General features: G+C 57.8%; 27 protein-coding genes, 1 tRNA gene and 1 other RNA gene. 17 read left to right on the plus strand and 12 right to left on the minus strand.

Annotated elements, in window-relative coordinates; all coding sequences use genetic code 11:
* Nucleotides 1-6: 6 nt before the first annotated feature.
* Together ACOTTU_RS01475 and ACOTTU_RS01480 are read right to left on the minus strand one after the other, a co-directional pair.
* Nucleotides 7-1,185 carry a polysaccharide biosynthesis/export family protein gene (locus ACOTTU_RS01475; RefSeq protein ID WP_425655795.1) on the minus strand — a complete coding sequence of 393 codons (1,179 nt, stop codon included), beginning with the start codon at nt 1,183-1,185 and terminating at the stop codon, nt 7-9.
* A 71-nt stretch (nt 1,186-1,256) separates the two neighbouring features.
* Nucleotides 1,257-2,477, minus strand: coding sequence for a capsule biosynthesis protein (locus ACOTTU_RS01480; protein ID WP_425655796.1), 1,221 nt, complete (start codon nt 2,475-2,477; stop codon nt 1,257-1,259).
* Nucleotides 2,478-2,701: 224 nt separating this feature from the next.
* On the opposite strand from ACOTTU_RS01480, the gene ACOTTU_RS01485 reads away from it, so the two are divergent.
* The 4 genes from ACOTTU_RS01485 (at nt 2,702) to nusB (ending at nt 5,533) form a co-directional block, all read left to right on the plus strand.
* On the plus strand, nt 2,702-3,301 hold the full coding sequence (locus ACOTTU_RS01485; RefSeq protein WP_425655797.1) for a riboflavin synthase: 600 nt from the start codon (nt 2,702-2,704) through the stop codon (nt 3,299-3,301).
* 73 nt (nt 3,302-3,374) lie between these two features.
* The gene (gene ribB, locus ACOTTU_RS01490) at nt 3,375-4,499 is read left to right on the plus strand and encodes a 3,4-dihydroxy-2-butanone-4-phosphate synthase (protein WP_425655798.1); all 1,125 of its coding nucleotides are present in this window, start codon (nt 3,375-3,377) and stop codon (nt 4,497-4,499) included.
* Nucleotides 4,500-4,502: 3 nt separating this feature from the next.
* Nucleotides 4,503-5,054 (plus strand): 6,7-dimethyl-8-ribityllumazine synthase, encoded by a 552-nt coding sequence (locus ACOTTU_RS01495; RefSeq protein WP_425655799.1) that lies wholly within the window; start codon nt 4,503-4,505, stop codon nt 5,052-5,054.
* A complete protein-coding gene (nusB, locus tag ACOTTU_RS01500; RefSeq protein ID WP_425655800.1) occupies nt 5,051-5,533 on the plus strand; it encodes a transcription antitermination factor NusB in 483 nt (160 codons plus the stop codon). Before ACOTTU_RS01495 ends, nusB begins: the two co-directional genes overlap by 4 nt.
* 308 nt (nt 5,534-5,841) lie before the next feature.
* Here nusB and ssrS read toward each other — a convergent pair.
* Nucleotides 5,842-5,996, minus strand: a non-coding RNA gene (gene ssrS / locus ACOTTU_RS01505) — 6S RNA.
* A 105-nt stretch (nt 5,997-6,101) separates the two neighbouring features.
* Here ssrS and ACOTTU_RS01510 point away from each other — a divergent pair.
* Nucleotides 6,102-6,560 (plus strand): MmcB family DNA repair protein, encoded by a 459-nt coding sequence (locus ACOTTU_RS01510; RefSeq protein ID WP_425655801.1) that lies wholly within the window; start codon nt 6,102-6,104, stop codon nt 6,558-6,560.
* On the opposite strand, the gene ACOTTU_RS01515 is transcribed toward ACOTTU_RS01510, so the two are convergent.
* On the minus strand, nt 6,557-6,754 hold the full coding sequence (locus ACOTTU_RS01515) for a DUF6324 family protein (protein ID WP_425655802.1): 198 nt from the start codon (nt 6,752-6,754) through the stop codon (nt 6,557-6,559). The genes ACOTTU_RS01510 and ACOTTU_RS01515 overlap by 4 nt on opposite strands.
* Nucleotides 6,755-6,835: 81 nt before the next feature.
* Here ACOTTU_RS01515 and ACOTTU_RS01520 point away from each other — a divergent pair, with 81 nt between their 5' ends.
* The 3 genes from ACOTTU_RS01520 to ACOTTU_RS01530 all read left to right on the plus strand — a co-directional run bounded on the left by ACOTTU_RS01520 (nt 6,836) and on the right by ACOTTU_RS01530 (nt 7,929).
* Nucleotides 6,836-7,318, plus strand: coding sequence for a GNAT family N-acetyltransferase (locus tag ACOTTU_RS01520; protein WP_425656439.1), 483 nt, complete (start codon nt 6,836-6,838; stop codon nt 7,316-7,318).
* Between the two features lie 43 nt (nt 7,319-7,361).
* Nucleotides 7,362-7,438: transfer RNA gene (locus ACOTTU_RS01525), tRNA-His, on the plus strand.
* Nucleotides 7,439-7,782: 344 nt separating this feature from the next.
* Entirely contained in the window at nt 7,783-7,929 is a 147-nt protein-coding gene (locus ACOTTU_RS01530; protein ID WP_425655803.1) for a hypothetical protein, read from the plus strand.
* Here the strand turns inward: ACOTTU_RS01530 and ACOTTU_RS01535 are convergent.
* Nucleotides 7,908-8,216: a DUF6476 family protein gene (locus tag ACOTTU_RS01535; protein ID WP_425655804.1), complete on the minus strand. Its 309-nt coding sequence runs from the start codon at nt 8,214-8,216 to the stop codon at nt 7,908-7,910. The genes ACOTTU_RS01530 and ACOTTU_RS01535 overlap by 22 nt on opposite strands.
* Here ACOTTU_RS01535 and ACOTTU_RS01540 point away from each other — a divergent pair.
* From ACOTTU_RS01540 to ACOTTU_RS01550, 3 genes are all read left to right on the plus strand, one after another.
* The gene (locus ACOTTU_RS01540; protein ID WP_425655805.1) at nt 8,215-9,243 is read left to right on the plus strand and encodes an RluA family pseudouridine synthase; all 1,029 of its coding nucleotides are present in this window, start codon (nt 8,215-8,217) and stop codon (nt 9,241-9,243) included. The two genes, ACOTTU_RS01535 and ACOTTU_RS01540, sit on opposite strands and share 2 nt — an antisense overlap.
* Nucleotides 9,244-9,424: 181 nt before the next feature.
* Nucleotides 9,425-10,321 (plus strand): RNA polymerase sigma factor RpoH, encoded by an 897-nt coding sequence (gene rpoH, locus ACOTTU_RS01545; protein ID WP_298913241.1) that lies wholly within the window; start codon nt 9,425-9,427, stop codon nt 10,319-10,321.
* Between the two features lie 128 nt (nt 10,322-10,449).
* Complete coding sequence (locus ACOTTU_RS01550) at nt 10,450-11,424, plus strand: Gfo/Idh/MocA family protein (RefSeq protein WP_425655806.1); 975 nt, start codon at nt 10,450-10,452, stop codon at nt 11,422-11,424.
* 5 nt (nt 11,425-11,429) lie between these two features.
* On the opposite strand, the gene ACOTTU_RS01555 is transcribed toward ACOTTU_RS01550, so the two are convergent.
* The 6 genes from ACOTTU_RS01555 to ACOTTU_RS01580 all read right to left on the minus strand — a co-directional run bounded on the left by ACOTTU_RS01555 (nt 11,430) and on the right by ACOTTU_RS01580 (nt 18,081).
* Nucleotides 11,430-13,250 (minus strand): M3 family oligoendopeptidase, encoded by a 1,821-nt coding sequence (locus tag ACOTTU_RS01555; RefSeq protein ID WP_425655807.1) that lies wholly within the window; start codon nt 13,248-13,250, stop codon nt 11,430-11,432.
* A 77-nt stretch (nt 13,251-13,327) separates the two neighbouring features.
* On the minus strand, nt 13,328-14,203 hold the full coding sequence (locus ACOTTU_RS01560) for an amidohydrolase family protein (RefSeq protein WP_425655808.1): 876 nt from the start codon (nt 14,201-14,203) through the stop codon (nt 13,328-13,330).
* A complete protein-coding gene (locus ACOTTU_RS01565; protein ID WP_425655809.1) occupies nt 14,196-15,794 on the minus strand; it encodes an ATP-dependent DNA ligase in 1,599 nt (532 codons plus the stop codon). Before ACOTTU_RS01565 ends, ACOTTU_RS01560 begins: the two co-directional genes overlap by 8 nt.
* The gene (locus tag ACOTTU_RS01570) at nt 15,791-16,804 is read right to left on the minus strand and encodes a ligase-associated DNA damage response exonuclease (protein WP_425655810.1); all 1,014 of its coding nucleotides are present in this window, start codon (nt 16,802-16,804) and stop codon (nt 15,791-15,793) included. The genes ACOTTU_RS01565 and ACOTTU_RS01570 overlap by 4 nt, the downstream gene beginning before the upstream one ends.
* Before the next feature lie 39 nt (nt 16,805-16,843).
* Nucleotides 16,844-17,791: an alpha/beta fold hydrolase gene (locus ACOTTU_RS01575; protein ID WP_425655811.1), complete on the minus strand. Its 948-nt coding sequence runs from the start codon at nt 17,789-17,791 to the stop codon at nt 16,844-16,846.
* Nucleotides 17,791-18,081 (minus strand): SCP2 sterol-binding domain-containing protein, encoded by a 291-nt coding sequence (locus tag ACOTTU_RS01580; protein ID WP_298913220.1) that lies wholly within the window; start codon nt 18,079-18,081, stop codon nt 17,791-17,793. Before ACOTTU_RS01580 ends, ACOTTU_RS01575 begins: the two co-directional genes overlap by 1 nt.
* 74 nt (nt 18,082-18,155) lie before the next feature.
* On the opposite strand from ACOTTU_RS01580, the gene ACOTTU_RS01585 reads away from it, so the two are divergent.
* From ACOTTU_RS01585 to ACOTTU_RS01605, 5 genes are all read left to right on the plus strand, one after another.
* Entirely contained in the window at nt 18,156-18,713 is a 558-nt protein-coding gene (locus ACOTTU_RS01585) for a tetratricopeptide repeat protein (RefSeq protein ID WP_425655812.1), read from the plus strand.
* Nucleotides 18,714-18,737: 24 nt separating this feature from the next.
* A complete protein-coding gene (locus ACOTTU_RS01590) occupies nt 18,738-21,593 on the plus strand; it encodes a helicase-related protein (protein WP_425655813.1) in 2,856 nt (951 codons plus the stop codon).
* The gene (locus ACOTTU_RS01595; RefSeq protein ID WP_425655814.1) at nt 21,594-21,971 is read left to right on the plus strand and encodes an RNA-binding S4 domain-containing protein; all 378 of its coding nucleotides are present in this window, start codon (nt 21,594-21,596) and stop codon (nt 21,969-21,971) included.
* Nucleotides 21,972-22,023: 52 nt separating this feature from the next.
* On the plus strand, nt 22,024-22,362 hold the full coding sequence (gene fdxA / locus ACOTTU_RS01600; RefSeq protein ID WP_425655815.1) for a ferredoxin FdxA: 339 nt from the start codon (nt 22,024-22,026) through the stop codon (nt 22,360-22,362).
* Between the two features lie 292 nt (nt 22,363-22,654).
* Nucleotides 22,655-23,167, plus strand: coding sequence for a CarD family transcriptional regulator (locus tag ACOTTU_RS01605; protein WP_298913205.1), 513 nt, complete (start codon nt 22,655-22,657; stop codon nt 23,165-23,167).
* 49 nt (nt 23,168-23,216) lie between these two features.
* Here the strand turns inward: ACOTTU_RS01605 and cobS are convergent, their stop codons facing one another.
* Complete coding sequence (gene cobS, locus ACOTTU_RS01610) at nt 23,217-23,978, minus strand: adenosylcobinamide-GDP ribazoletransferase (RefSeq protein WP_425655816.1); 762 nt, start codon at nt 23,976-23,978, stop codon at nt 23,217-23,219.
* A gap of 82 nt (nt 23,979-24,060) precedes the next feature.
* Here cobS and cobT point away from each other — a divergent pair, with 82 nt between their 5' ends.
* On the plus strand, nt 24,061-25,074 hold the full coding sequence (gene cobT, locus ACOTTU_RS01615; RefSeq protein WP_425655817.1) for a nicotinate-nucleotide--dimethylbenzimidazole phosphoribosyltransferase: 1,014 nt from the start codon (nt 24,061-24,063) through the stop codon (nt 25,072-25,074).
* Nucleotides 25,075-25,120: the final 46 nt, after the last annotated feature.

The following is a 25,120-nucleotide window of genomic DNA, read 5'->3' on the forward strand; positions in this document are numbered from 1 at the left end:
AGGGTGTCAGTTCGCCAGTTGGTCGATTGATGCAGCTGGCGCAACGAGGGAGCCAAAGACGGCTGAGACAGCTTTGTTCCACTGTGCCAGCGGTGCCTCGGTGACATAGAGCGTGTCGCCATCGCGGATCACGAAGTCGCGCGCCACGAACATGCCGTTCGGTTCAGTGAGATCCAGCAGGTAGATCATACGCTGGGCTCCGATCAGATCATCGCGTCCCAGAACCTGGGCGGCAACTTCGGGTGGTTCGTTTCTGAACACAAATACACCCGTTGCGTCGGAAGTGGCTGATACAAGCCCACCTACCTGTGCGATGGCTTCAAGAGCGGAAAGGTTTTGGGAACGGAAGGGGACGCGCGCTTGTGCTCCGGTGGCACCGAGGGAGGTGAAGGAGCGGGTGTCCTCTTCGACGAGAATTCGGTCGCCACCACGCAGGGCGATGTCCAGTTCCGGGTGATTGTACAGATCCTGGAACCATATGCGGCTGCGTTGTGTGCCGCGAATAACGGTGATCTGCGCGACCTCAGGTTCGATGGTGACCCCGCCGGCGCGCGCCAGCATCGTGGAAAGTGTCCGCGTCGGGCGCTCGATCGCGTAAACGCCCTGACCGCCAACGGACCCGACCAGGGAGACAGTCGAACCGTCCCCGGCCTGTCTGCGCACTTCGACCTGCGGGTCGGGGGTCTGCTCTTCGAGCTTGGATGTGATGATGCGGCGAATGGCTTCCGGAGAATTGCCAGCGGCCCGGATGCGACCCGCATAGGGGACAAAAATGAACCCATCGCCGTCGACCTGGACACTTTCGAGAAGGGTTGCATTGCTCGCTTCGCCTGCCAGCAAGCCGTCGTCCACGTTTTCCCAGATGGTCAGCCCCAGAACATCACCGGGTTGGATGGTGTCAGATCCAATCTTGGCTGAGTTTTTGAAGCTTTCCGAAAAGCCCAGAGCCGGTACAACGGCGATGGCGCGGGTTACGCGATCATTTACCGTGACGACAAATGCGTCACCCTCTTTCTGAACGGAGCCTGCGTAAATCTGACGCTTGTTGGGGCCGACATGGGGCAATCCACATGATGCCAGAACGGCCAAAGCCGCCACAAAAGCGATGGGACGCGCCCATCGAAAGCCGGAAGGTGTCACTGCTCGGTCTCCTCGACCTATTCGAAATCTGCCTCGGTTCGCCATCTTTTCGTGGCGCAATTGACGTTAATCTATCGCCAATTCTTTGGAAAATCTACTCTCCGAACGCGCCTGGGTCATTTCACGACACGAAACTGTTGCCCGATGGCCGCGGTTTTGCGGCGCGGGATTTCGTAGGGGTCGCGGTCGGAAAGCATCATATCCACCACCTGGCGCAGCAATTGACGGCGTCCGCGACTGGCATAGAAGCTGCCGGGCAGTTGGCTCGTTTCCAAAAGGAATTGGCGAAAATCGCGGTAATCCTGCACATCTGCGCGCGAGGGTCTGGCAAAAAACTCCGCCAATGGCTGGCTGGAGACAAGTTCTGGTTTGCCGTAAATGGTGTCGCCAAACGTCTTCAGGGGCACACCGCGCCAGAGCGCCTGCTGACCGGATGTTGAATTGACGGTGACAGCGCTGCGCGCCTCGGCAAGCAGTGCTGCAAGTTTCCCGCCGCGCAGATAATGGACCCGCCCGGCAAGACCATGACGGCGGGCAAAACGGCGAATGTCCCGGCGCAAAGGACTGCGTCCGTCTTCCAGCGGGTGGGCTTTGAACACCAGATGATGGTGCGGGGGAGCTCCTGCGGCAAATTGAGAAATTACCAGCTCCAGGAATTCCGACTGAGTGGCAAATGGCGCATGTATCTGGAACGAGCTGTCATGCTCCAACTGCAGGAGGGCGACATGGTAGGGGAAACCGCCGCGTCGCAACCGCCGGGTCGCCAACCGGCGCTCCAACGCCTGAAACGGCATCAGCAGCAGGCGTCTGACATAGAGCCAGAACTCCTGACTTACGTTCAGGGAACGATGCGGCAGGAACTGTCTGTATCCGCGGTTCCAAAACATGACGAACCAATGATAGACGGCACCATAAAAGACATGCTGACGCAGATCACCCCAATGGCTTGGCGGAATCGGAGGATCAGGATCGGCCTGGGCACGTGCATCGCGCATTGCGTCGAGAGGCATATCCATGAGGCGTGAATGGCCGTTAGACCCGTTTCTTTCATAACTGACCCAATAGGGACGCAGGTATCCTTCTTCGAAGACATGAATGCGAATGTTTCTTGATTTTGCCACCGCGACTGCCTTCGCGTGAATCCACCGGGTATCGCCGTATAGAACAATGTCCGTGACGCCTTTTTCAACAAGCGTTTCACTCAGAAAATCGCACCATTTGTCCTGAGCCGCCCGAAAGGGAATGTAGGATTGCCGGTCCAGCCAGAACGCGCGATCCCCTGCGTTGAAGCCGATGCGCCAGACCGTGTTGCCCGCATAGCGCAGCTGTTTTCCCAATTGATGGAAGAACGGTCCGTGAGGACCTTGGAGGAACAAAAACACGCGAGAAGCTGAGAGAGAGTGAAGGGTCAAATGGTGAGCCTCGAACAATTACATGCGCCACTTCCACAAAGAACCCTTCACAATTATTGCAGGATATGCGCGTTGTCGCAAGCTCGGGGTCTTGTCAGAGCAATTCGGCCCCGTTACCTCAGAGGCAAGGTCACTGGGAAGGGCAGCGCATGTTTACGGGCATCATTACCGACATTGGCACGATCATCTCGCTTGAAAAGGAGGGCGATCTGCGTGCGCGTATCCAGACAGCCTATGACACGCAAAGCATCGATATGGGCGCGTCGATTGCATCGGATGGCGTGTGCCTGACGGTGGTGGATTTGGGGCCGGATTGGTACGAAGTACAGATCAGCGCCGAAACCGTGGAAAAAACCAACATCGGGCGCAACAACTGGGGGGGTGGCAAGCGGGTCAATCTTGAACGCGCGCTCAAGGTTGGCGACGAGCTGGGCGGTCATATTGTTTCTGGCCATGTGGACGGAGTGGCAGAGGTGATCGCTGTCACAGAGGAAGGTGACAGCACCCGCGTGACATTGCGTGCACCGCATGATCTGGCGCGGTTCATTGCGCCCAAGGGATCCGTGGCGCTCAATGGCACGTCATTGACCGTCAATGAAGTTTCGGGCTGCGATTTCGGTATCAATTTCATACCACACACCAAAATTGCCACGACCTGGGGGGATGTCGCTGTCGGGGATCTGGTGAATCTGGAAATTGACACCCTGGCCCGTTACGTCGCGCGATTGGCGGAAATGCCCAGTTCATGAGGGTGTCTGCGTCTGGTCAAGATGCGGAAGCTGGGCTAAGAGCCTGCAAGTCTGAAGGAAAGGCAAGCGCGCCATGAGTTTTGAAACACCCGGTCCCGTCGAGACCGATTTGCGCTCCAGTATCGGGGAGATTGACGAAATTATCGAAGAGGCCCGGCAAGGCCGCATGTTCATTCTGGTGGATCACGAAGATCGCGAGAATGAAGGCGATCTGATCATTCCGGCGCAGTTTGCCGATGCGGAGGCAATCAATTTCATGGCGGTGCACGGACGTGGTTTGATCTGCCTGCCGCTGACCGCCGAGCGGATCGAAACTCTGGGCCTGCCGATGATGGCGGTGAACAATTCATCACGCCATGAAACAGCTTTCACTGTCTCGATCGAAGCGCGAGAGGGGGTGGAGACCGGGATTTCCGCCGCAGATCGGGCGTTGACCGTGGCCGCCGCCATTGATGAGACCAAGGGACCTGCGGATATTGCAACGCCGGGGCATATGTTCCCATTGCGCGCCCGGCAGGGCGGCGTGCTGGTGCGTGCCGGTCACACCGAGGCCGCCGTCGACATCAGCCGGTTGGCTGGCCTGCATCCCTCCAGCGTGATCTGCGAGATCATGCGGCCCGACGGCCAAATGGCGCGATTGCCGGAACTGATCGAATTTGCAAAAGAACACGGGATGAAGATCGGCACGATCAGCGATCTGATCGCTTATCGGCACAAGCATGACAACCTGCTGCGTCTGCGCGATGAACGGATGGTTGTTTCGGCCTATGGCGGCGAATGGAACATGCGGGTGTTTGCAGATGAGATCACCGAGACAGATCACGTGATGCTGTCCAAAGGCGATATCACCACCGATGCGCCGGTGCTGGTGCGGACCCATGCGCTCAATGCGCTTGAAGATATTCTGGGGCTTGGGCCGAGCCCTGCAGATGAATTACCACGGGCCATGGAGATCATCGCCGAAGAAGGGCGCGGCGCTGTGCTGCTCTTTCGTGAACCACATCCGAAACTGCGCCTTGATGGGGATGAGGATGATGGCCCACGCACCATCAAACGTACCGGGGTGGGCGCGCAGATCATGTCTTCGCTGGGACTGAGGGACCTCATCTTGCTGACCGACAGTCCGCAAACCAAATACCTTGGGCTTGATGCCTACAACCTGTCCATCGTGGGCACGCGCCCCATCACCAAGGAATAGATCATGGCTGCCAATGAACAGCACTACGTCCTGCCACGGCCCGCGTTTGACAAGCCGGTCAAAATTCTGATCGTGGTGGCCCCTTACTACAAGGACATCGCGGACAGTCTTGTGGCGGGCGCAAAGGCCGAAATCGAGGCAGCGGGTGGCACATGGGAACTGGCCGAAATGCCCGGTGCGCTGGAAGTGCCCACCGCCATCGGGATCGCCGACCGGCGCAGCAATTTTGATGGCTACGTTGCCTTGGGCTGTGTCATCCGGGGAGAGACGACGCATTACGAAACGGTCTGCAACGACAGTTCGCGTGCTTTGCAACTTCTGGGGTTGCAGGGGCTTTGCGTCGGCAACGGCATTCTGACCGTGGAGAACCGCGTACAGGCTGAAGCGCGGGCGGAGGTCAAAGGGCAGAACAAAGGCGGCGGGGCTGCCGCTGCGGCCTTGCATCTGATCGCAATGGCCCGTAAGTGGGCGTCCCAATCCAAAGGCATCGGGTTCAAGCCAGCAGGCCAGAGCTTCCAGATCGCCGGTTCAAACGACGGATCACCAACCGCATGACATCGCTTCACGGCAACCTGTCCGGCAATCAGCGCCGCAAAATGAAGTCCGCCGCGCGGCTATATGCGGTGCAGGCCTTGTTCCAGATGGAACACTCGTCGCAGACTGTTGAGATCGTTCGCGTTGAGTTCCTCAACCACCGATTTGGTGAGGTATTTGAAGGTGAAGAGATGCTTGATGGAGATGTCGAGCTGTTCGATGCTGTGCTGGAAGGGGCGGTGAACTATCAGGCGCCGATTGACCAATCAACAGACCGCGCTCTGGTTGCAAAATGGCCCTTGGGGCGGATCGACCCAACATTGCGCGCCCTATTCAGAGCGGCGGGCGCGGAGCTCAATGGTAAACAGACCCCCCCCAAAGTGGTCATCACCGAATATGTGGATGTGGCCCGGGCGTTTTTTCCGGAAGGTAAGGAACCGCAGTTCGTAAACGCGGTGCTTGATCACATGGCCAGAGAAGCGCAGCCCGAGGCATTCTGAAGCGCGGCTGCCGCAACGTCATGTCGCTTAAAGCGCCGGAATTCGCAAATCCACACGAAATTGTGCTCATTTTTCTTTGGCTTCCTCTGGACTCTACCGATTTAAGTGCCATCTTTAAGGCAGAGGAGAAAAGCAATGCTTGACCTGATCGAACGCATCATTCGCACTGTCTTTCCGGGCGCAGGCCCGCAGCCGCAGCTGATCCCCGTACGCGCAACGCGCAAGCGCAAGCTGACCGAGCGCCGCAAGTAGCCTTAGCTTCTTTACTTAACATTTTGAAAAACCAAGGTTTCGTGCGGGTTCAACGTGATGGGCCCGCTACAACCGTCTTGGTATTTATTCCCGAGGACCTGTATATACAGGTGGGCGCCAGGTAACCAGGCCAGGGCCAGGACAGAGCCAGCTCCCTCGGATTTGCTTAAGGCCACTGGAATGTAACCAGTCACGCGAAGAGCAGCACCCATCACCCAAAGGACTTAAGTTGAGGATCGGCGCACCACAAGGGGCAAAGCGTGACACGGCCATAAAATAACTTGCTTGATGTTCACTATATGTTCATATTTAGGTCATGGCGCATGATGACTTGCAATCTTTCCAGCCGGGGCAACTTTTGGCGCGCGGAGCAGCGCGTTTGTTAAATAGCTATGGCTTTGTAAGTGTTGAGGAACTTGTTCCGTCACGTGGGCTGCGTGTCGATCTGATGGGGGTGGGGCCAAAGAACGAAATCTGGATTGTTGAATGTAAATCAAGTCGGGCGGACTATCAGTCTGATCACAAATGGCAGGGTTACCTGGCGTGGTGTGACCGGTTTTTCTGGGCGGTGGATGAGGCGTTTCCCACTGAGTTGTTGCCCGAAGATACCGGATTGATCATTGGCGATGCTTATGGTGCAGAGATTATTCGTATGGGTCCGGAGGACAAACTTGCCGCTGCCAGACGCAAGGTTATGATACGGAAATTCGCGATAACTGCAGCACGTCGCCTACACGCAATGCGTGACCCGGATGCAGCCATCGATTGGGGCTAGCGACGGCGGGGTTTCATGCCGCGCGCCCGATTGGCGGCGGCCGTGATCTCTTCGGCGATCTCGTCTGCGTCGTCGGGTGCAAAATCCATAGGAATTTCAACTCCGTCCGCCTCGACATAAATGCGAACCATGCCCGCATCGGTCGGCCCGATCTGCAAGTTGGCCTCAATTTCGCGTTCGGTGTCGATGCCCATATTTGATCTCCTAGATAGAGTGGCAGTATCGCTAACGCGAGGAGGCTTGAAACACAAGCTGGCATGCGCTTTGCTGCCGCCATGGATGCTGTCGAAATACGTAAATTCCGCGCTGAAGATCGCGATTGGCTGGTCTCACAGCATGGCTGCCAATACGCTCAGGCCGAAGGGTTTGATGACAGTTTCGGTGTATTGGTCGGTGAAATCATCGATGCCTTTCTCGTCGGCCATGATCCGCAGTGCGAGGCCGGCTGGATGGCCGAAAAAAACGGGCAGCGACTGGGGTCGATATTCTGCGTCAGGTTGTCGGAGACAACAGCAAAGCTCAGACTCTTCCTGCTGGTGCCGGAAGCGCGTGGCAAGGGACTTGGAAAACGCCTGCTGAGTACCTGCATGGGATTTGCCAAGGACCGCGGGTTTTCGGACATGCAGCTATGGACCCATGAAAGCCACGCGGCCGCTTGTGCGCTTTATAAATCGACCGGATGGCACATGATAAGCAGCAAACCAGTGCATTCTTTTGGTCAGGATCTGGTCGAACAGAGCTGGATCTATCGGTTCTAATCCTCTTGCAATCTTTTGTTTGGGGCGATAAATCCCCCTCAGTGCCGCCTTAGCTCAGTAGGTTAGAGCGCCTGATTGTGGATCAGGAGGTCCCCCGTTCGAGCCGGGGAGGTGGTACCACAAATCCCCAATAAAGTTAGTATCTTAGAGAACCCGGTGAAATATTCCCGAGTCTCTATTGGTCGCGTTTATCTTTTGATTTATTGTTAGGGGGCCCTAAACTCCATTTAAAATCAATTAGCTACTGGTCTCCGTTCCAGAAGTGGCCAAATTCAGAGCTTACCTGCGGGCAGAGGTTCGATAAACATCCTCAATTGCGTAGCGTTCTTACTGAAAATCAGTGATGAGTATGCATTCGAGGTGTCATTTCCAAGCGATGCGCTTCGTGGACATACGACATGGCAATTTGCGAAACCTGACGGAACCTCAGCTTGCCAAGGAGTTTGCTGAAATCGCCAGTTTCCTTGACGTTTCTGGTATCCGCCAGCCGGATCAACATATGCCTGTGCTACCATATGGTGGCGAACAGCTTTTCAGCCGACGATCTGTTGGCTCTGATCCTGTCAGAAAAACCTGACTTCAAGAATCGCTACTTTATCGAAATGCGCTGACGCAGTTGCCCGGTTACGCGGTCAAAGATCAGGATTTCGTTGGCATCGGTGACGACGGCGAACCAATCGGGTCCTTGGGTGAAAGAAATGGCCTCTGCGCCGCCGGGTAACGTGATCTCGGTCGGCAATTGGGGCGATCGATCATTGAAGCGGGTGACAATCAACACAATGATCAATAGAAGACCGCCGATCATGGTCGCTGTCAGCACCGTGACTAACCGTCTTAAAAACCGCAGGTTTGCGGGTTCCGCGCTTTCGTCCTCTGGCCTTACATCGGGATTTTCCATGCCACTCCGCCAAATCCGCTTTCTGATCGACGAAACACCGCCGCAGCGCCTTGATAAGGCGCTTGCACGGGATGTGCCAGTGGAGGCTGCATTGTCGCGCACGCGCATCGCCCGATTGATCACCGAGGGTGCGGTTGCCGTCGATGGCCGGATTGTCAAAGATCCCAAAGCGCGGGTTGCTGAAGGGGCCGAGGTTGAAATCGAGATAGAAGAAGCGCAGGAAAGCCATATTCGACCCGAAGACATCGCGCTCGACATCGTGTTCGAAGACAATGATCTCATCGTTGTGAATAAGCCCGCGGGCATGGTCGTGCACCCTGCGCCGGGCTCGCCTTCTGGTACGTTGGTGAATGCATTGCTGGCCCACTGTGGTGAAAGCCTGTCGGGCGTTGGGGGGATGAAACGACCGGGAATCGTGCACCGGATTGACAAGGAAACTTCGGGCCTGCTGGTTGTGGCCAAGTCGGATGCCGCCCATCACGGGCTGGCTGCTCAATTCGAAGCGCATACCGTCGAGCGATATTATCAAGCGCTGGTTTATGGTGTCCCTGACGCTAACGATCCGCGGCTGCGCGGTGTGAAGGGGGCTAATTTTGAGCCCGGCAATATTCTGAAGATTACCACGCAACTGGCGCGTCATAAATCCGACAGGCAGCGACAGGCCGTGCTGTTCCAGGGCGGGCGGCATGCGATCACAAGGGCCCGGACTACCGAGCGTTTCGGATCGCCTGCGGTGATCGCACTTATGGAATGCTGGCTGGAAACCGGGCGCACCCATCAAATCAGGGCTCATCTGGCCCATGCCGGTCACGGGCTTATCGGTGATCCCGTATATGGCGGCAAACGCAAGCTCGCGCGGGCGGCATTATCAGAGGCGTCCTCAGAGGCAGTAACAAAATTTCCGCGCCAAGCCCTTCATGCGGCGGTTTTGGGCTACGCTCACCCAGTGACCGGCGAGAAATTGCGATTTGAAGCGCCGTTGCCGCAAGATTTGGCCGAGTTACTGGGATTGCTGCGCCATGGCTGACACAAATCGCAAGCCTGCGTGAACGCACTGACATGTGAGATGTTAACAGGTGCGCTTCATGTCAGTATTTCGTTAATCCAAAGATTGTAGATGATCCGTTAACAATTTTGGTGGGTCAGACTTGAACTGATCGGTTTAGACCCCATATTGATGTTAAGCCCTTAAACATTGGGAGGCGCTCATGGCAAATTATGCAAATCTACCGGCCCCTACACCGGAAGGCGGGCTGAACCGCTACATGCAGGAAATCCGGAAGTTTCCGCTGCTGGAACCGGAAGAGGAGTACATGCTGGCAAAGGCCTGGGTTGAAAAAGAAGACACAGCCGCCGCGCACCGCATGGTGACTTCGCACCTTCGCTTGGCTGCCAAAATCGCCATGGGATATCGTGGCTACGGCCTGCCGCAGGCGGAAGTTATTTCAGAAGCCAACGTTGGCCTGATGCAGGCCGTCAAGCGATTTGACCCCGAAAAAGGGTTCCGACTTGCGACCTATGCGATGTGGTGGATCCGCGCGTCCATTCAAGAATACATCCTGCGCAGCTGGAGCCTCGTGAAACTGGGCACTACGTCTGGTCAGAAAAAACTGTTCTTCAACCTGCGCAAAGCCAAAAATCGTATTGGCGCCTTGGAAGAAGGCGACTTGCGCCCCGAAAACGTGTCGAGAATCGCAACCGATCTTGGGGTGACCGAAGATGAGGTCATTTCGATGAATCGCCGGATGTCAGGTGGTGATGCGTCTTTGAACGCCACTGTCGGCTCGGAAGGCGAAGGGGCGATGCAATGGCAGGATTGGCTGGAAGACGAAGAGGCCGATCAGGCCGGTGATTATGAGGCGCGAAATGAGCTCGAAGCGCGTCGGGAACTGCTTGGCGAAGCAATGAGTGTGTTGAATGATCGCGAGAAGGACATTCTGACGCAACGCCGTTTATCGGACAAAACGATCACGCTCGAAGACCTGAGCGCTGAATACGACGTGAGCCGAGAACGCATTCGTCAAATCGAGGTTCGCGCCTTCGAGAAATTGCAAAAGAAGATGCGCGATCTGGCCAAGGAAAAAGGTATGTTGGCAACCGCCTGACCCTCCGCGTGAGTAATCTAAAGTCCCTGCAAGGCTCGCCTTGTGGGGACTTTTTAATTTGACCATCTGTGCTGTTCGAACGCACTTGTTTGCGCTAACCTTCCCCGAAGAAATCGGAGGGTTTGACTATGGCGGTATTGCGTTGGGGTATTCTGGGGGCATCCAATTTTGCGGCGACCTATATGGGGCCGGCAATCAACGCCGCAAAGGACGCGCAATTAGCGGCACTTGCAACTTCCAACCCTGAAAAAGCGTCCCGGTTTCAGGCCTTTGCGCCTGACCTGCTGGTACATGACAGCTATGAGGGCCTTTTAGCTGATCCGTCTATCGATGCGGTTTACATTCCCTTACCCAATCACCTGCACGTTGAATGGACCCTGAAAGCGCTTGACGCGGGAAAACACGTTCTGTGTGAAAAACCAATGACCTTGCAGGCGGATGAGTTTGACCGGCTGATTGCGGCTCGTGACAGCACTGGCTTGCTGGCGGCCGAGGCCTTCATGATCGTGCACCATCCGCAGTTCGTCCGTGCCAAGGCTCTGATCGAAGCGGGTGCCATCGGGGAATTGCGCCATGTCGATGCGGTGTTTTCCTATTTCAATACGGATCAGGGCAACATTCGCAACCAGTCTGCCGCTGGTGGTGGGGGATTGCCGGATATTGGCGTCTACACCTTTGGCTCGGTGCGCTTTGTCACGGGGCAGGAGCCAATATCGGTGCCATTTGCCCATATCGACTATGAAAACGGTGTCGATGTCTTCGCACAGGTGGCAGCAAAATTCCCGGATTTCACTTATTCGGCAACGGTTTCCATGCGCTTGTTTAACCGGCAGGAGGTGGTTTTTCATGGCGACAAGGGGGTATTGCGCCTGACCTGCCCGTTTAACGCCGCAGTTCATGACCAGGCTGAAATCAGCATTGAAACCGCGGGGCACACACGGTGTGTCGAACGCTTCCCCGGGGTGAATCACTATGTGCTTCAGGTTGAAGCCTTCGGCGCATCAGTGCGCGACGGCTCCCCCTATGCGTGCCCGCTGGAGTTCAGCCGGGGCACGCAGGCGATGATGGACATGGTGTTCGAAGCGGGCGGCAGACCAGGCTGAGCCTGCTAAGCCTCCATGGCCTCCAGCTCATCAATGAAGCCGGAAATCATCGACAGGCCCTTGTCCCAGAACGCGGGGTCAGAGGCGTCCAGACCAAAGGGCGCCAGCAGTTCCTTGTGGTGTTTGGACCCCCCGGCTTTGAGCATCTCGAAATACTTGTCCTCAAATCCGGCGTCGCCTTCGGCGTAGACCGCGTAGAGGGCGTTCACCAGACCGTCGCCAAATGCGTAGGCATAGACGTAGAAGGGCGAATGCACGAAATGCGGCACGTAGCTCCAGAAGGTCTCATAGCCGTCCATGAACTCAAAGGCAGGTCCGAGGCTTTCGGCCTGCACCGACATCCATAGCGCGTTGATGTCATCAGGTGTGAGTTCGCCGCCCCGACGGGCCGCGTGCAATTTGCATTCGAAATCGTAAAACGCGATTTGCCGCACGACCGTATTGATCATGTCCTCGACTTTGCCAGCCAGCAGAACCTTGCGCTGTGCGTCGTCCTTCGCCCCGTCGAGCATTCTGCGGAAGGTCAGCATCTCGCCAAAGACGCTGGCTGTTTCGGCAAGGGTGAGCGGGGTGGAGGAGAGCATCTCGCCCTGTTCGGCGGCCAAGACCTGATGCACCCCGTGACCAAGCTCATGCGCCAGTGTCATGACATCACGAGGTTTTCCCAGATAGTTCAGCATCACGTAAGGGTGCACGTTGGTCACGGTCGGATGCGCAAATGCGCCCGGTGCCTTGCCGGGTTTCACCGCGGCATCAATCCATCCTTTGCGGAAAAACGGCTCCGCGATCTGCCCCATGCGCGGGTCAAAGGCGTTGTAGGCGTCCATCACCATCTTTTCCGCCTGCGCCCAATCGACGATGCGGTTGTCTTCCAGCGGCAGCGGGGCATTTCGGTCCCAGACCTGCATCTTGTCCAGACCCAGCCATTTGCGCTTCAGCTCATAATAACGGTGGCTCAGCTTGGGGTAGGCGGCGACAACCGCATTGCGCAGCGCTTCGACGACCTCGGGTTCGACCTGATTGCTGAGATGACGGCCAAGCTGGGCTGTTTCCATGCCGCGCCAGCGATCAATGATTTCCTTTTCCTTGGCCTGGGTGTTGTGCACACGGGCGAAGGTCTTGATGTTGCTGGAAAAGACCTCTGCCAGCTCGCGCGCGGCGGCCTCCCGTTTCGAGCGTTCGGGGTCAGTCAGAAGGTTGAGTGTTCCTTCGATGTTCAGGGTCTCGCCATCCACCTCGAATTCGAGCCCGGCAATGGTCTCGTCAAAAAGGCGTTCCCAGGCATCACCGACGACCCCCAGATCGTGCAGGAATTTCTCCAACTCGTCACTCAATTGGTAGGGCTTCATAGCCCGTACGCGGTCAAAGACCGGTTTGTAGCGTGCCAGATCGGCATTCTGCGCATAAAGGCCATCCAGGTGATCATCCGCAAGGCGGTTGATCTCCAGCGTGAAGAACACCAGTGGCGTGGTGAAATTCGTGATCTTCTCTTGTAGATCGGACATGAACTTGGCCCGATCCGCATCGGTGGTCAGTTGGTAATAGCGCAGGCCCGCGAATGACATGATACGCCCGGCGATCTGATTGATCTTTTCGTTGCGCAGCACACAATCAAGGAACCCGCCGGCGTCCAATTCTGCAAGGTTACCTTCGAAATCCTTTGCAAAGCTGGCGCAGGCCTGCTCCAGCCAATCAAGATCACGTTTCAGTTCTGCTGCATCGACACCTGTGTAAAGGTCGTCAAGGTTCCACTCTGGCAGATCGCCCAACGGCGCGGCGGCACCCGCTGCATTTGCGTCACGGACCGGGAAGGGGAGCTGGATCATCTGAAACCTCATTTCTGTTTCGCTATACGTAGGCTGGCGCAGGTTCGGGGACAAGCGGGTGCCCCCGCTAATCTGTGCTAGAAGCCAAATAGTTCTGCCGGATTGTCCACCAGAATGCGGTGGCGCGTCGACGCATCGGATACCATGCGGTCCAGCGCGTTCAGTAAGTCACCCGCCTGGGGCATCTTCGCGTCCGCCAGCATCAGATGTGGCCAGTCCGACCCCCAGAGGCATCTTTCCGGATTGGCGTCAATCAGCGCTTTAACGAGTGGGTCGGCGTCCAGGTATGGAGCCGTGCACATGCGGTAGATGGCGGAAAGTTTCACCCAGGATTTGCCATCCGCCAGCAGACGGCAGAGCGCCTGAAATCCTTCGGAGGAGATCGTCAGCGCATCCTTGGGCCACCCGATGTGGTCAAAGACAATATCCGTGCCCAAAGTGCGGACATCCTGGGTTAGATCTTCCATGTGCTGGTCCGCGTGACACAGCATCTGGATATGCAATCCCCGCTCGGCCAATGCCGGTGCCATGGCGCGCGCGCCCTTCCAACTCAACACCCCGCCATGCACGTAGTTGAGGCGCACGGCACACATGTTCCAGTCAACGAATTGATCCATCTGCCCGTCGGACGCCCCATCCGGCAGCAGACCCACACCGCGAAATCCCGCACCCATCCTACGTACGGCTTCGACGGTCACGCTGTTGTCGGTGCCATAGAGGATGGAATGCACTATGACGCCACGGGAAAACCCGAGCGTTTCAAGGTGCGTTCGGTAGCGCTCCAGCCATCCTTCAAAATCCGGGCCGGGGGCGGGGTTCTCCACCCGTCCGTCCCACAATGGAAACTCATGCGCGCCAGCGATCAGGTGAACATGGGCGTCACAGGCCCCCTCGGGTGCCCGTTGCACGGGCGCAATGGGGGTGGGTGGCATCTGTGCGTCGGGCTTAGCCATAAATCCTCAGCATATCGTTCAGGTCCTCCAGCGTATTCGCTTCCTGCAGCGGTTTGTCCTGTCGCCAACGCGACATACGCGGAAACCGCAGGGCGACACCAGACTTATGGCGCGGGCTGGCCTGAATGCCTTCAAAGGCAATCTCAAACACATGGTGGGGTGTTACCAGCCGCACCGGACCAAACCGCTGCAAGGTGTTTTTGCGCACCCATTTGGTGATCTCACGGAATTCCGCGTCCGTGAGCCCCGAATAGGCCTTTGCAAAGGGGACGAGTTCATTGCCATCCCAGACCGCAAAGGTGAAATCGGTAAAGAGGTTCGCGCGTCTGCCATGACCGGCCTGCGCATAGATCATCACCGCATCGATGGTCAGCGGTGCCAGTTTCCATTTCCACCAATCGCCCTTCTTGCGACCTACAAGATAGGGGCTGTCCGAACGTTTGAGCATAAGCCCTTCGGCGTTTTCGTCACGCGCCACATCGCGCAGATCGGCCAAGGCTTCCCATTCGGCAAATTCAAGCTGCGGTGACAGGCGCACAGGTGCAGCTGCGGGGAGCGGTGCGAAAAGTTCTTCAAGGATCTTGCGACGCTCTGCAAATGGCGCGTCGCGCAGGTCTTCGCCTTGCCACTCCAGCAGGTCGTAAGCGTGCAGCACCACGGGCGCGTCAGTGAGCAGTTTCTTGGGGACAGTCTTGCGGCCGATGCGCTTTTGAAGCGCGTTGAAGCTTGCTGGGCTGTCGGAGTGAGGGTGCCAGACCAGCAATTCCCCATCGAGGACTGTGCCGGGCGGCAGGAAATCCACGGCGCGTGCGAGTTCGGGAAAGCGGTCCGTCATCAACTCTTCACCACGTGACCAGACAAAATACTGACCATCCCGCAGGATGAGCTGACCCCGAATGCCGTCCCATTTCCATTCGGCACGCCAGTTCTCTGGGGCACCAAGCGCGTCGGGGGGCCCTTCGAGCGCATAGGCAAGATAGAAGGGATAGGGGCGCGACGCATCCACCGCCGCATCCTCTGCCTCGATCAGGGCATGCCAGCTCGTGTGATCCGGGTGCCAGTTGCCCATCAGCCGGTGGGCCAGTTCTGCTTCCGCCTTGCCGGTCGCTTTGGACAGGGCACGGGTCATCAGCTTTTGGCTGACGCCCATGCGAAACCCACCCGTTATCAGCTTGTTGAACACGAATCTTTCAGTCCCGCCGAGGGTCTCCCAAGCCTCCAGAACAAAGGCCTTACGGGCAGCATCGTCGGTTTGAGAGACCTCCCGGAGGCGGGTAATCCATTGCGTCAGGCTTCCGTCATTAGTTGTCTCGCTCAGCGGCAAGACGAGCGCGATGGTTTCGGCGAGATCACCGACAATCGGATAGCTCTCCTCAAAAAGCCACAGGGGGATGTCGGCTGTTTCTGCGGCCCATTCACGCAGTTTTGTTGTCGTTACCGCCCGCTTTGGACGCCGTCCGGAAAAAAGCGCCATCGTCCACATCCGATCTTCATCGGGTGCCGAGGCAAAGTAATCCGCCAAGGCCGCAACCTTGGCGTTGGTCTTGGTGCTTTGGTCTATGGCATTGAAGAGGGCAGCAAATCGGATCATTCGGAACCCTCGGCATCGAGGCTTTCCCCTTCGAACTCCGTCGGAACGACCTGCGCATGCCATCCATTTTCATTAAGGTAGCGCGTGAATATATCTGTGTAACCATGTGTCACATATATGTTTTCAGCTCCAGTTTCCCTGATCGCCGTAAGCAGGCCGTTCCAGTCCGCATGATCTGAGATTACAAACCCCCGGTCTCCTGCACGTCGTCTGCGAACACCGCGCAATTGCATCCAGCCGCTGGCAAACGCGGTCTCCTGGGGGCCGAATTTGCGCGCCCATGCGCTGCCCAGAGCAGATGGAGGGGCGAGCACAAGCGCGCCTTTTTGCGCCTTGTGATCAGTCTCTGGCGTGACGCCCAGGGTGTCCGGCAATGGCAGTCCTTGCTGGCGCAGTACCGCATTTGTCGCTTCGACCGCGCCGTGGGTCAGGATCGGCCCGATTTCCGGATCGAGCATGCTCAGCAGTCTTTGGGCCTTGCCCAACGCATAGGCGCCCAGGAAAGCGGTCTTGCCTTCCACCGCACATTTTGCCCACCACGCATTGATCTGCGCGGCGACGTGGGTCTGCGCTTGCCAGCGAAATACCGGCAACCCGAATGTTGATTCGGTAATGAAGTGGTGACACCTGAGTGGCTCAAAGGGCTCGGACAGCCCATCAGGCTCTGTCTTGTAATCGCCCGATGCCACCCAAACTTCACCCCCGACTTCCACACGAATTTGTGCGGAGCCCGGAACATGTCCAGCGGGATGAAAGGAGACTGATGCGTCGCCGATGCGGATGGTTTCGCCGAATGCAATGCCTTGCGCGTCGATCTCGCCCAAACGGTGCCGCATCACCGGGAGAGCTGCGTGCGTAGCGAGGTAATGACCGTGCCCGCTGCGCGCGTGATCGGCATGCCCATGGGTGATCAGCGCCCGGGCGACAGGCCGCCAGGGATCGATATGGAAATCACCAGCAGCGCAGTAAATGCCACGTTCCGTGAATGTCAGAGCCGGAGAGCTGTTCATGACAGGCAATCTAGCGGACGGTCGGAAAATGCCCAGACTTTAGCCGTGCCCACCGCTGAGAAAGAGCGCGGTCATCTGGTCAAAGATCGGCGCTGAAACAGCCTCGCTTTCCATCAACACCTCATGTTCGCCGTTCTCGACGAGTTCCAGATGGCCCCGGTTCCAGGCTTCCATACGTCGATGGATCACCGGAATATCCACAATCCGCTCATTTGTGCCCAGAAAAGTGATGCAGGGAAGGTTTGGTGCCGCCCGATGCGCCAGATGCCGCGTTTCAAGCAAAGCCTCGCGTAGCCAGACATAGCTGGGTCCGCCGAGGGCCAGTTCCGGGTGACGTTCGAGTTGGACGCGCATTTGCTCGAATTGCGCGCGGTCTTTTGTCAGCAGGTTGTCTTCAAATCCTTCCGTCAGGATATGATGCTCCATCTTTGTGCCGGGTGGTAGGCGATGGCCCTGACCGATCATCGGCATGAGATGGCTCAACAACCATGCCATCGGGCGCAGATGTGGCGCCAGCCGGATCCCCCACATGGGGCCGGTGAACGCGAGCGCCTGAACCGGTAACCCCTCCATGGCGGCGCGCAGCCCTATGGCCCCCCCCATGGAATGCCCTAACAGGAAAAACGGCCGTGGCATGCCAAGATCGCGCGCGGCGCGAACCATGCGGTCCACGTCTTTCTGGTAGTCCGTGAAGTGTTCGACATGGCCGAGATCGCGATTGTCGATCAATCGGTCCGCAAGGCCCTGACCGCGCCAGTCAATGGCCATGCTGGCCAGTCCGCGTTTCGCAAAAGCGCCAGCCGTCTGATTGTATTTCTCGATGAACTCCGTGCGGCCGGGAAAAATCAGAACCGTGCCTTTGGCGTTATCAGGCTTCCAATGGCCAATTCTTATGCGGATGTCATCGGATGACTTGACCCATAGCGCGGCCCCGCCCTCGGCCCCAAATGCAATTTCGCTGAGGAAAGGGGCGGGGGTGAGCGCCATCAGGCGAGCGCCGACGCCAGTTGCATCGCAAGTCCCATGTCTCCGTCGACGCTGAGCTTGCCGGACATGAAGGCGCTCGTCGGATTGGTGTCGCCTTCGAGAATGGACTGAAAGGTTTCTGCATCCGCACTCAGCGTCACGTCAGCGGCATCATCGCCTGCGCGCGCGCCGGAGGCATCCATCATCACGGCTCCTTCGCCCTGGATGTCAAATTTTGCCGTACCGCCAAAATCGGCGCCGGCCAATTTTTCATTCAAAACCGCTACAGCCTGGTTCACAATATCGCTCATTCTTGGGCCCTTTTGCCGTGTGGTGCGTGCGGGGTCTGGAATTGCCCGTCGCACCTGTTACATACAATGCTGTTATGGCTATCAAACCACGCATTCTCAAACATGTCGTTACGGCATTTGCATTCCTTGTCATATTTATTGCGCCGTTGCGCGCGCAAGATACGGAACAGGCATTGCTAGACCAGTTGCGCGCGGCCCCGGCAGGCGAAGCAGGGCGGCTGGACCGGGAATTGAACCTGATCTGGGGGCGATCAGGATCGGCGGCGATGGATCTGTTGTTAAAACGGGGCCGCGACGCCTTGGAAGCCGAAGACGTGTCCAAGGCCATTGAGCACCTGACGGCGCTGACCGACCACGCGCCGGATTTCGCTGAAGGCTGGCATGCGCGGGCGACCGCCTACTATCAGGCGGGGCTTTATGGCCCGGCGCTGGATGATCTGGAGCGCGCCCTTGCGCTGAACCCGAACAATTACAACGCCATATTCGGTCTGGGCGCGATGCTACAGGAATTTGGTGATCTGGAACGCGCAGCTGAGGCTTTTGATCGCGTTCTTGCCTTGCATCCTCATCACGAGAACGCGAAAACGGCGATGGAACAGCTCAGACAGAGCGGTGTCGGTCGAACACTCTGACCACAGACAGGCAAGGACAGCGCCGTGACAGGTGACCCCCGCGTAGTGGCCGTATTGGGCCCTACCAATACAGGCAAAACCACCTACGCAATCGAACGTATGTTGGGACACCGCACTGGTGTGATCGGGTTGCCGCTGCGGTTGCTGGCGCGCGAAGTCTACGACCGGATCGTGGCCGCACGCGGCCCGTCCGTTGTGGCGCTGGTGACCGGCGAGGAACGCATCGTGCCGCCCCGCACGCAATATTGGGTCTGCACGGTTGAGGCGATGCCCGAAGGCATGGGCTGTGATTTTCTGGCAGTGGATGAAATCCAGCTCTGCGCGGACCCTGAACGGGGACATGTCTTCACAGACAGGCTTTTGCGCGCGCGTGGGCTGCACGAAACCCTGTTTCTGGGGGCCGATACCATGCGCGGACCGATACGTGCGCTGGTTCCAAACGCTCAGTTTGCGCAGCGCGAGCGCATGTCGACGCTGACCTATCTGGGGCAAAAAAAGATAAGCCGCATGCGCCCGCGCAGCGCGATTGTCGGGTTTTCCGTTGAAAACGTCTATGCAATCGCGGAATTGATCCGTCGCCAGAAAGGCGGGGCTGCGGTTGTCATGGGCGCGCTCAGCCCGCGCACGCGCAACGCTCAGGTGGAGATGTATCAGAACGGTGAGGTGGATTTTCTGGTGGCCACGGATGCCATCGGGATGGGGCTCAATCTTGATGTGGATCATGTGGCCTTTTCCAGTCTCACCAAGTTTGACGGACGCCGCATGCGCCCGCTGGCACCGAATGAGCTGGCTCAGATCGCGGGCCGCGCGGGGCGGGGCATGAAAGATGGCACTTTTGGCGTGACCGGCGAGGCCCCGCCACTGGACGATAGTGTGGCGCAGGCCATTATGGACCACCAGTTCACACCGTTGAAAAAGCTGAACTGGCGCAATCATGCGCTGCAATTCGGATCTATCGACCGGCTGATCAGCACCCTTGAATCGTCGCCAGGTGACGACCTGCTGGTGCGCGCGCGGGAAGCAGACGACCTTTCGGCGCTGAAATCCCTTGGGCAGGTCTCCGAGATCATCGCGCGCTGTACCGACGGACCTTCGGTCAGGCTGCTCTGGGATGTTTGCCGCATCCCGGATTTTCGGGGCATCAGCCATGCTGAACACGCTTCCCTGTTGGAAACCATCTTTTCATTTTTGCATGAGCGTGGCCGCATTCCTGACGATTGGCTGGCGCGCCAGATAAAAAGAATTGATCGAACCGATGGCGATATTGATGCGTTATCCAAGCGATTGGCGTTTATCCGCACATGGACCTACGTTGCGCAGCGCAAAGGCTGGACTGGTGAGATAAGCCATTGGCGGGAGCAGGCGCGTTCTGTAGAAGACCGATTGTCGGATGCGCTGCACGAGCGTCTGACGCAAAGATTCGTAGACCGGCGCACATCCGTGCTCTTGCGCCGGCTCGGCCAGAAGGAAGCCATGGTGGCAGAAGTATCGAATACCGGCGAAGTAACCGTCGAAGGCGAATTTGTGGGACGGCTGGAAGGTTTCCGGTTCTCTCAGGACAAGGGTGCCGGCGGCGCCGAAGAAAAGACGATCAAGACAGCGGCCCTGCAGGCGCTGGCACCGCATTTCCATTTGCGTGCTGATCGTTTCTACAACGCGCCCGACACCGAGATTGATTTCACCGAACAGGGCGGCCTCATGTGGGGCAAGGATGCTGTCGGCAAACTGGTCGCGGGGGCCGATGCGTTGAAGCCGCAGGTTGAAGTGTTCGTCGACGACGTGGCCGGAGCAGACGTGGCACAAAAGGTCCAGCGGCGGTTGCAGCATTTCATTGACCGCAAGATCGCAGCGCTGTTTGAGCCGCTTTTGAACCTGAGCCGCGATGAAACTCTGGAAGGTCTGGCGCGGGGCTTTGCGTTCCAGATGGTTGAAGCACTTGGTGTCTTGCCGCGCGCGAGCGTTGCAGACGATGTGAAGGCGCTGGATCAGGATGCGCGCGGGGCCTTGCGCAAACACGGTATCCGATTTGGACAATTCACGATATTCATGCCGCTTTTGCTGAAACCGGCACCAACGCGCTTGCGGCTGGTGTTGTGGTCGCTGGCTCAGGGCGTGCAGGATTTTCCCGAAGCGCCGCCGCCCGGTCTGGTGACGATTCCGTCTGATACGTCGGCACCGGCTGGCGCAGACACGATGGCGGGCTACCGAAATGCGGGCGAACGCGCGATACGCATCGACATGCTGGAGCGCCTGGCGGACATGTTGCGTGGTGAAAACTCCCGTGCCGGATTCGAGGCCACGGCTGACATGTTGTCCATCACCGGAATGACGCTTGAGCAATTTGCCGATCTGATGCAGGGATTGGGCTACAAGGCGGAGAAAGGTGAACGCGCGAAGGTCAAGGCCGTTGCCCCAGATCCTGCCAAAGAAGCCGTTGCTCCGACGGAGGGCAAACCTGAGTCTGATGCGGGCAGCACCGACGAAGATAAGCCAGAAGAGATACCGGCTCAGGAAACACCAGAAGAGCCATCAACGGCGCCTGCGACGGCAAGTGACGCGAGTGCCGCTGAAGAAAATCAGATACCTGCTGGCGACGCGGTTGAAGAGCAGGATGCGGAACCTGAAATTGAGGTTTTCTATACCTTCACCTGGGGACGTCCGGCGCGTAGTGCGGGGCAGCACCAAAGGCGTTCAGGCGAAGATCGCACGCCGGGCAAAGGCAAGGGCAAACCTGGCGGTAAAGGAAAACGGGGAGGCCCGCGTGGTAACAAGGGCCAAGGCGCACAGAAGTTTTCTGCCCGCCCGCCCAAACCGGAAAAGAAGATCGATCCGGACAATCCTTTTGCTGCGGCCTTGATGGGGCTGAAGGACAACAAGTAGTTGGCGGATAAGCTTCGACTGGACAAGTGGTTGTGGCATGCGCGGTTTTTCAAGACCCGTTCGCTTGCCGCGGCTCGGGTTTCTGCGGGGGAGGTAAGGGTCAACGGGACCCGCACAGAAAAGCGCAGTCAAATGATCGGGCCCGAGGATGTGCTGACCTTTGCGCAGGGCGATCAAGTTCGCGTGATCCGGATAGATGCCATTGGTCAAAGGCGCGGGCCAGCGCCCGAAGCTCAGGCGCTTTATACGGATTTGTCCCCGCCAGAGCCTGAATCAAAGAACACACCTCCTGAAAACCCGGGCTATGAGGGAAAAGGTCGCCCGACCAAGCGTGATCGTCGCATGCTTGATCTTTCTAAGGCGCGCTCTCTTGAATGATACGGGCGGCTGATTTAGCTAGCGCTCTGACACAAGCCGAAAAGAGGGTCCGATGACCTATATCGTGAACGACAGCTGCATTGCCTGCAAATATACCGACTGCGTCGAAGTATGCCCGGTGGATTGCTTCTATGAAGGTGAAAACATGCTGGTCATTCACCCAGACGAATGCATCGATTGCGGCGTGTGTGAACCGGAATGTCCCGCAGATGCGATCCGCCCGGACACCGAACCGGATATGGAAAAGTGGGTTGAGTTCAATCGCAAGTATTCCGAAATGTGGCCGGTGATCATCACCAAGAAAGACCCTCTGCCAGAGGCGGAAGAGCGCGATGGGGAAACCGGGAAGCTTGAGAAGTATTTTTCCGAAACACCCGGCGAAGGCGGCTAGGTCCGTCACCACCGATTCGAGCTTGGAACGCTTCAGTTTTGCGGCCTAACAGCCTTATTTGGCGCGATTTTTCCACAGATGACGCTGCGGCAGCTTTTTTAGGGTCGCTTTTTGTGTTATAATACCGTCGCAAAGTAATAACGGACGACGCAATCGCTCCGCCCCCAGAAGGGGGAGGGCTCTGAAAAATCGGCATGTTCACACTTGGACGCGTGACCTAACGGTCTCCGCTCGGTGTGTTTTTGACTGTCGATTGTCGGGATTGGCGGCGCCGTTTTCTAAGGAACACTGAATGACCAAATCGAAGAAGCTTGATTTCCGCCCCAACGAGTTTGTTGTCTACCCTGCGCATGGCGTGGGTCAGATCATCTCGGTTGAAGAACAGGAAGTCGCAGGCATTTCGCTGGAACTCTTTGTCATCTCTTTTGAGAAGGACAAGATGACTCTGCGGGTGCCGACCCATAAGGCGACCGAAATCGGGATGCGGGCGCTGAGCTCTCCTGATGTCATTACCCACGCGATGAAGACATTGAAGGGGAAGGCCAAGGTCAAGCGGGCCATGTGGTCGCGCAGGGCGCAGGAATATGAGCAAAAGATCAATTCCGGTGATCTGATCGCGATTGCGGAAGTTGTGCGCGACCTGCACCGGACCGATGATCAGCGCGAGCAGAGCTATTCCGAACGCCAGCTTTATGAAGCAGCGCTGGAACGTTTGACCCGCGAAGTAGCTGCTGTAAGTGGTGGCGATGAACTCGCGGCGGCCAAACAAGTCGGGGATGTGTTGGAAAGCCGCGTCGCGGCCTGAGGTACCTCGGATCGAAAACAAAGACCGCGTCAACACTGGCGCGGTTTTTTTATGCCAGTTGGATAACCAGCACGGCCAGGATTGAAACTTCGGTCAATTGCTGAGTGGCCCCCAGCACATCACCTGTCTGACCTTCGATTTTCGCCTTGGCCAGTGCCCCGATGCCGATCGCCACTGCCAGCGTCAGGATCAGGGCGGCGAACACCGGTAACCCGACACAACTGCCTGCAATCAACAAACCAAGCGCCAATCCCAAGATCGCGACGGGCATGGCGGGGCGACCAACGCTGTGGGAAAGCCCGCTGTCACGGGCGTTCGGCAGAGCCGCCATCAGCACGGGCATCGCGCTTCGGGACAGGGCGGTTGCCGCTATAATCGGCAGAATACCCAGAGGCAGGAGCGAGGCATAGGCCAGCCACCGAAGACCGGTCACCAGAAGCAGCGCAAGGAGGCCGTAGGTGCCCAGATGGCTGTCCTTCATGATCTCCAAACGGCGTTTTGGGTCAAACCCGCCCCAAAATCCGTCGGCGCTGTCGGCGAGACCATCCTCATGCATAGCACCCGTGATCAATATTAAAATCGCCAGCAGCCCACCTGCCGCAAAGCTGTCGGGCAGCCCCAGCATCAAGAGCAGATGACCAAACAGCGCCGCCAGACCGCCCAGAGCGGCACCCACAATGGGATAAGTCCAGACTGCATTGCCCATCCGAGCGTAGGACGTATCCGGCAATCGCGGCAACGGCAGCCGTGTCAGAAGCGTCGCGGCGAGCAGCAGGTCGACCAACCATTTGGGCAATCTGTCGGTTTTCATGAAAAAGGGGCCTTTTCGCGTCTTGCCGGTCGGTCAGCATTGGGTAATGAGGTGCGATGAATGTTGCAACCGAGGTAGTCAAATGACAGCAGCTTTTTCCGATCTGGCCGGATTTCGGTCGATTTTATCCGCTCAGCCCGACAATGACGCTGCTGCTGTCTCGGCCGCGCAGGCGCGCAATGACCAGTTGACCAAACCACCAGGCGCTCTGGGGCAGCTCGAAGAGCTTGCAGTCTGGTATGCGGGATGGCGGGGCACCGAGCGGCCGGAAATTACATCACCCCAGGTGATCGTTTTTGCCGGGAACCACGGCGTTGCGGCGCAGGGCGTTTCTGCATTTCCCCCCGAAGTCACCGAGCAGATGGTACTGAATTTCCAGCACGGGGGGGCGGCAATCAATCAACTGGCCAAGACTTTTGGCGCAAAGCTGGACGTCCATGCGCTCTCGCTGGGAACACCGACCGCAGATTTTACCAAGGCCCCGGCAATGAACGACGAGGAGTTTTGCGCGGCCTTGCTGGCGGGCTGGGAGGCCGTTGATGAAAGCGCAGACGTGCTGGTGACCGGAGAGATGGGCATCGGCAATACGACACCCGCCGCCGCGCTGGCGACGGCTCTACTGGGGGGCGAGCCGGAAAGCTGGACGGGCCGTGGCACAGGTGTCGATGACGTAGGTCTTTCAAACAAGATCCGTGTGGTCCGGGAAGGTGTTGCGCTGCATGGCGGTCAGGGGGACGGTCTGGAAATGCTGCGGCGGTTGGGCGGGCGCGAACTGGCCGGCATGGCCGGGGCCATCGCCCGCGCGCGCAGCCTGCGCATTCCTGTCCTGCTTGACGGGTTCATTTGCTGTGCTGCGGCGGCCTGTCTGGAAAAAACGGAAAAAGGCGCGCTCGATCATTGCATGGCCGGACATTTGAGTGCGGAAGGCGCGCATGGGCGGCTTCTTGAGGCTTTGGGCAAAAAGCCGTTGCTGTCCCTGGGGTTGCGTCTGGGGGAAGCGTCGGGTGGTGCCTTGTCCTTGGGGGTGCTCAAGGCCGCCGTTGCCTGTCTGAGTGACATGGCGACATTTGCCGAAGCAGGCGTATCGGAAGGCTGAAAACCAGCGCCGCGGTCTGTTTTATGCAGACGGCGGCGCCTTTACG

It is taken from the genome of Roseobacter sp. EG26, assembly GCF_049830555.1.
Classification (GTDB): domain Bacteria; phylum Pseudomonadota; class Alphaproteobacteria; order Rhodobacterales; family Rhodobacteraceae; genus Roseobacter.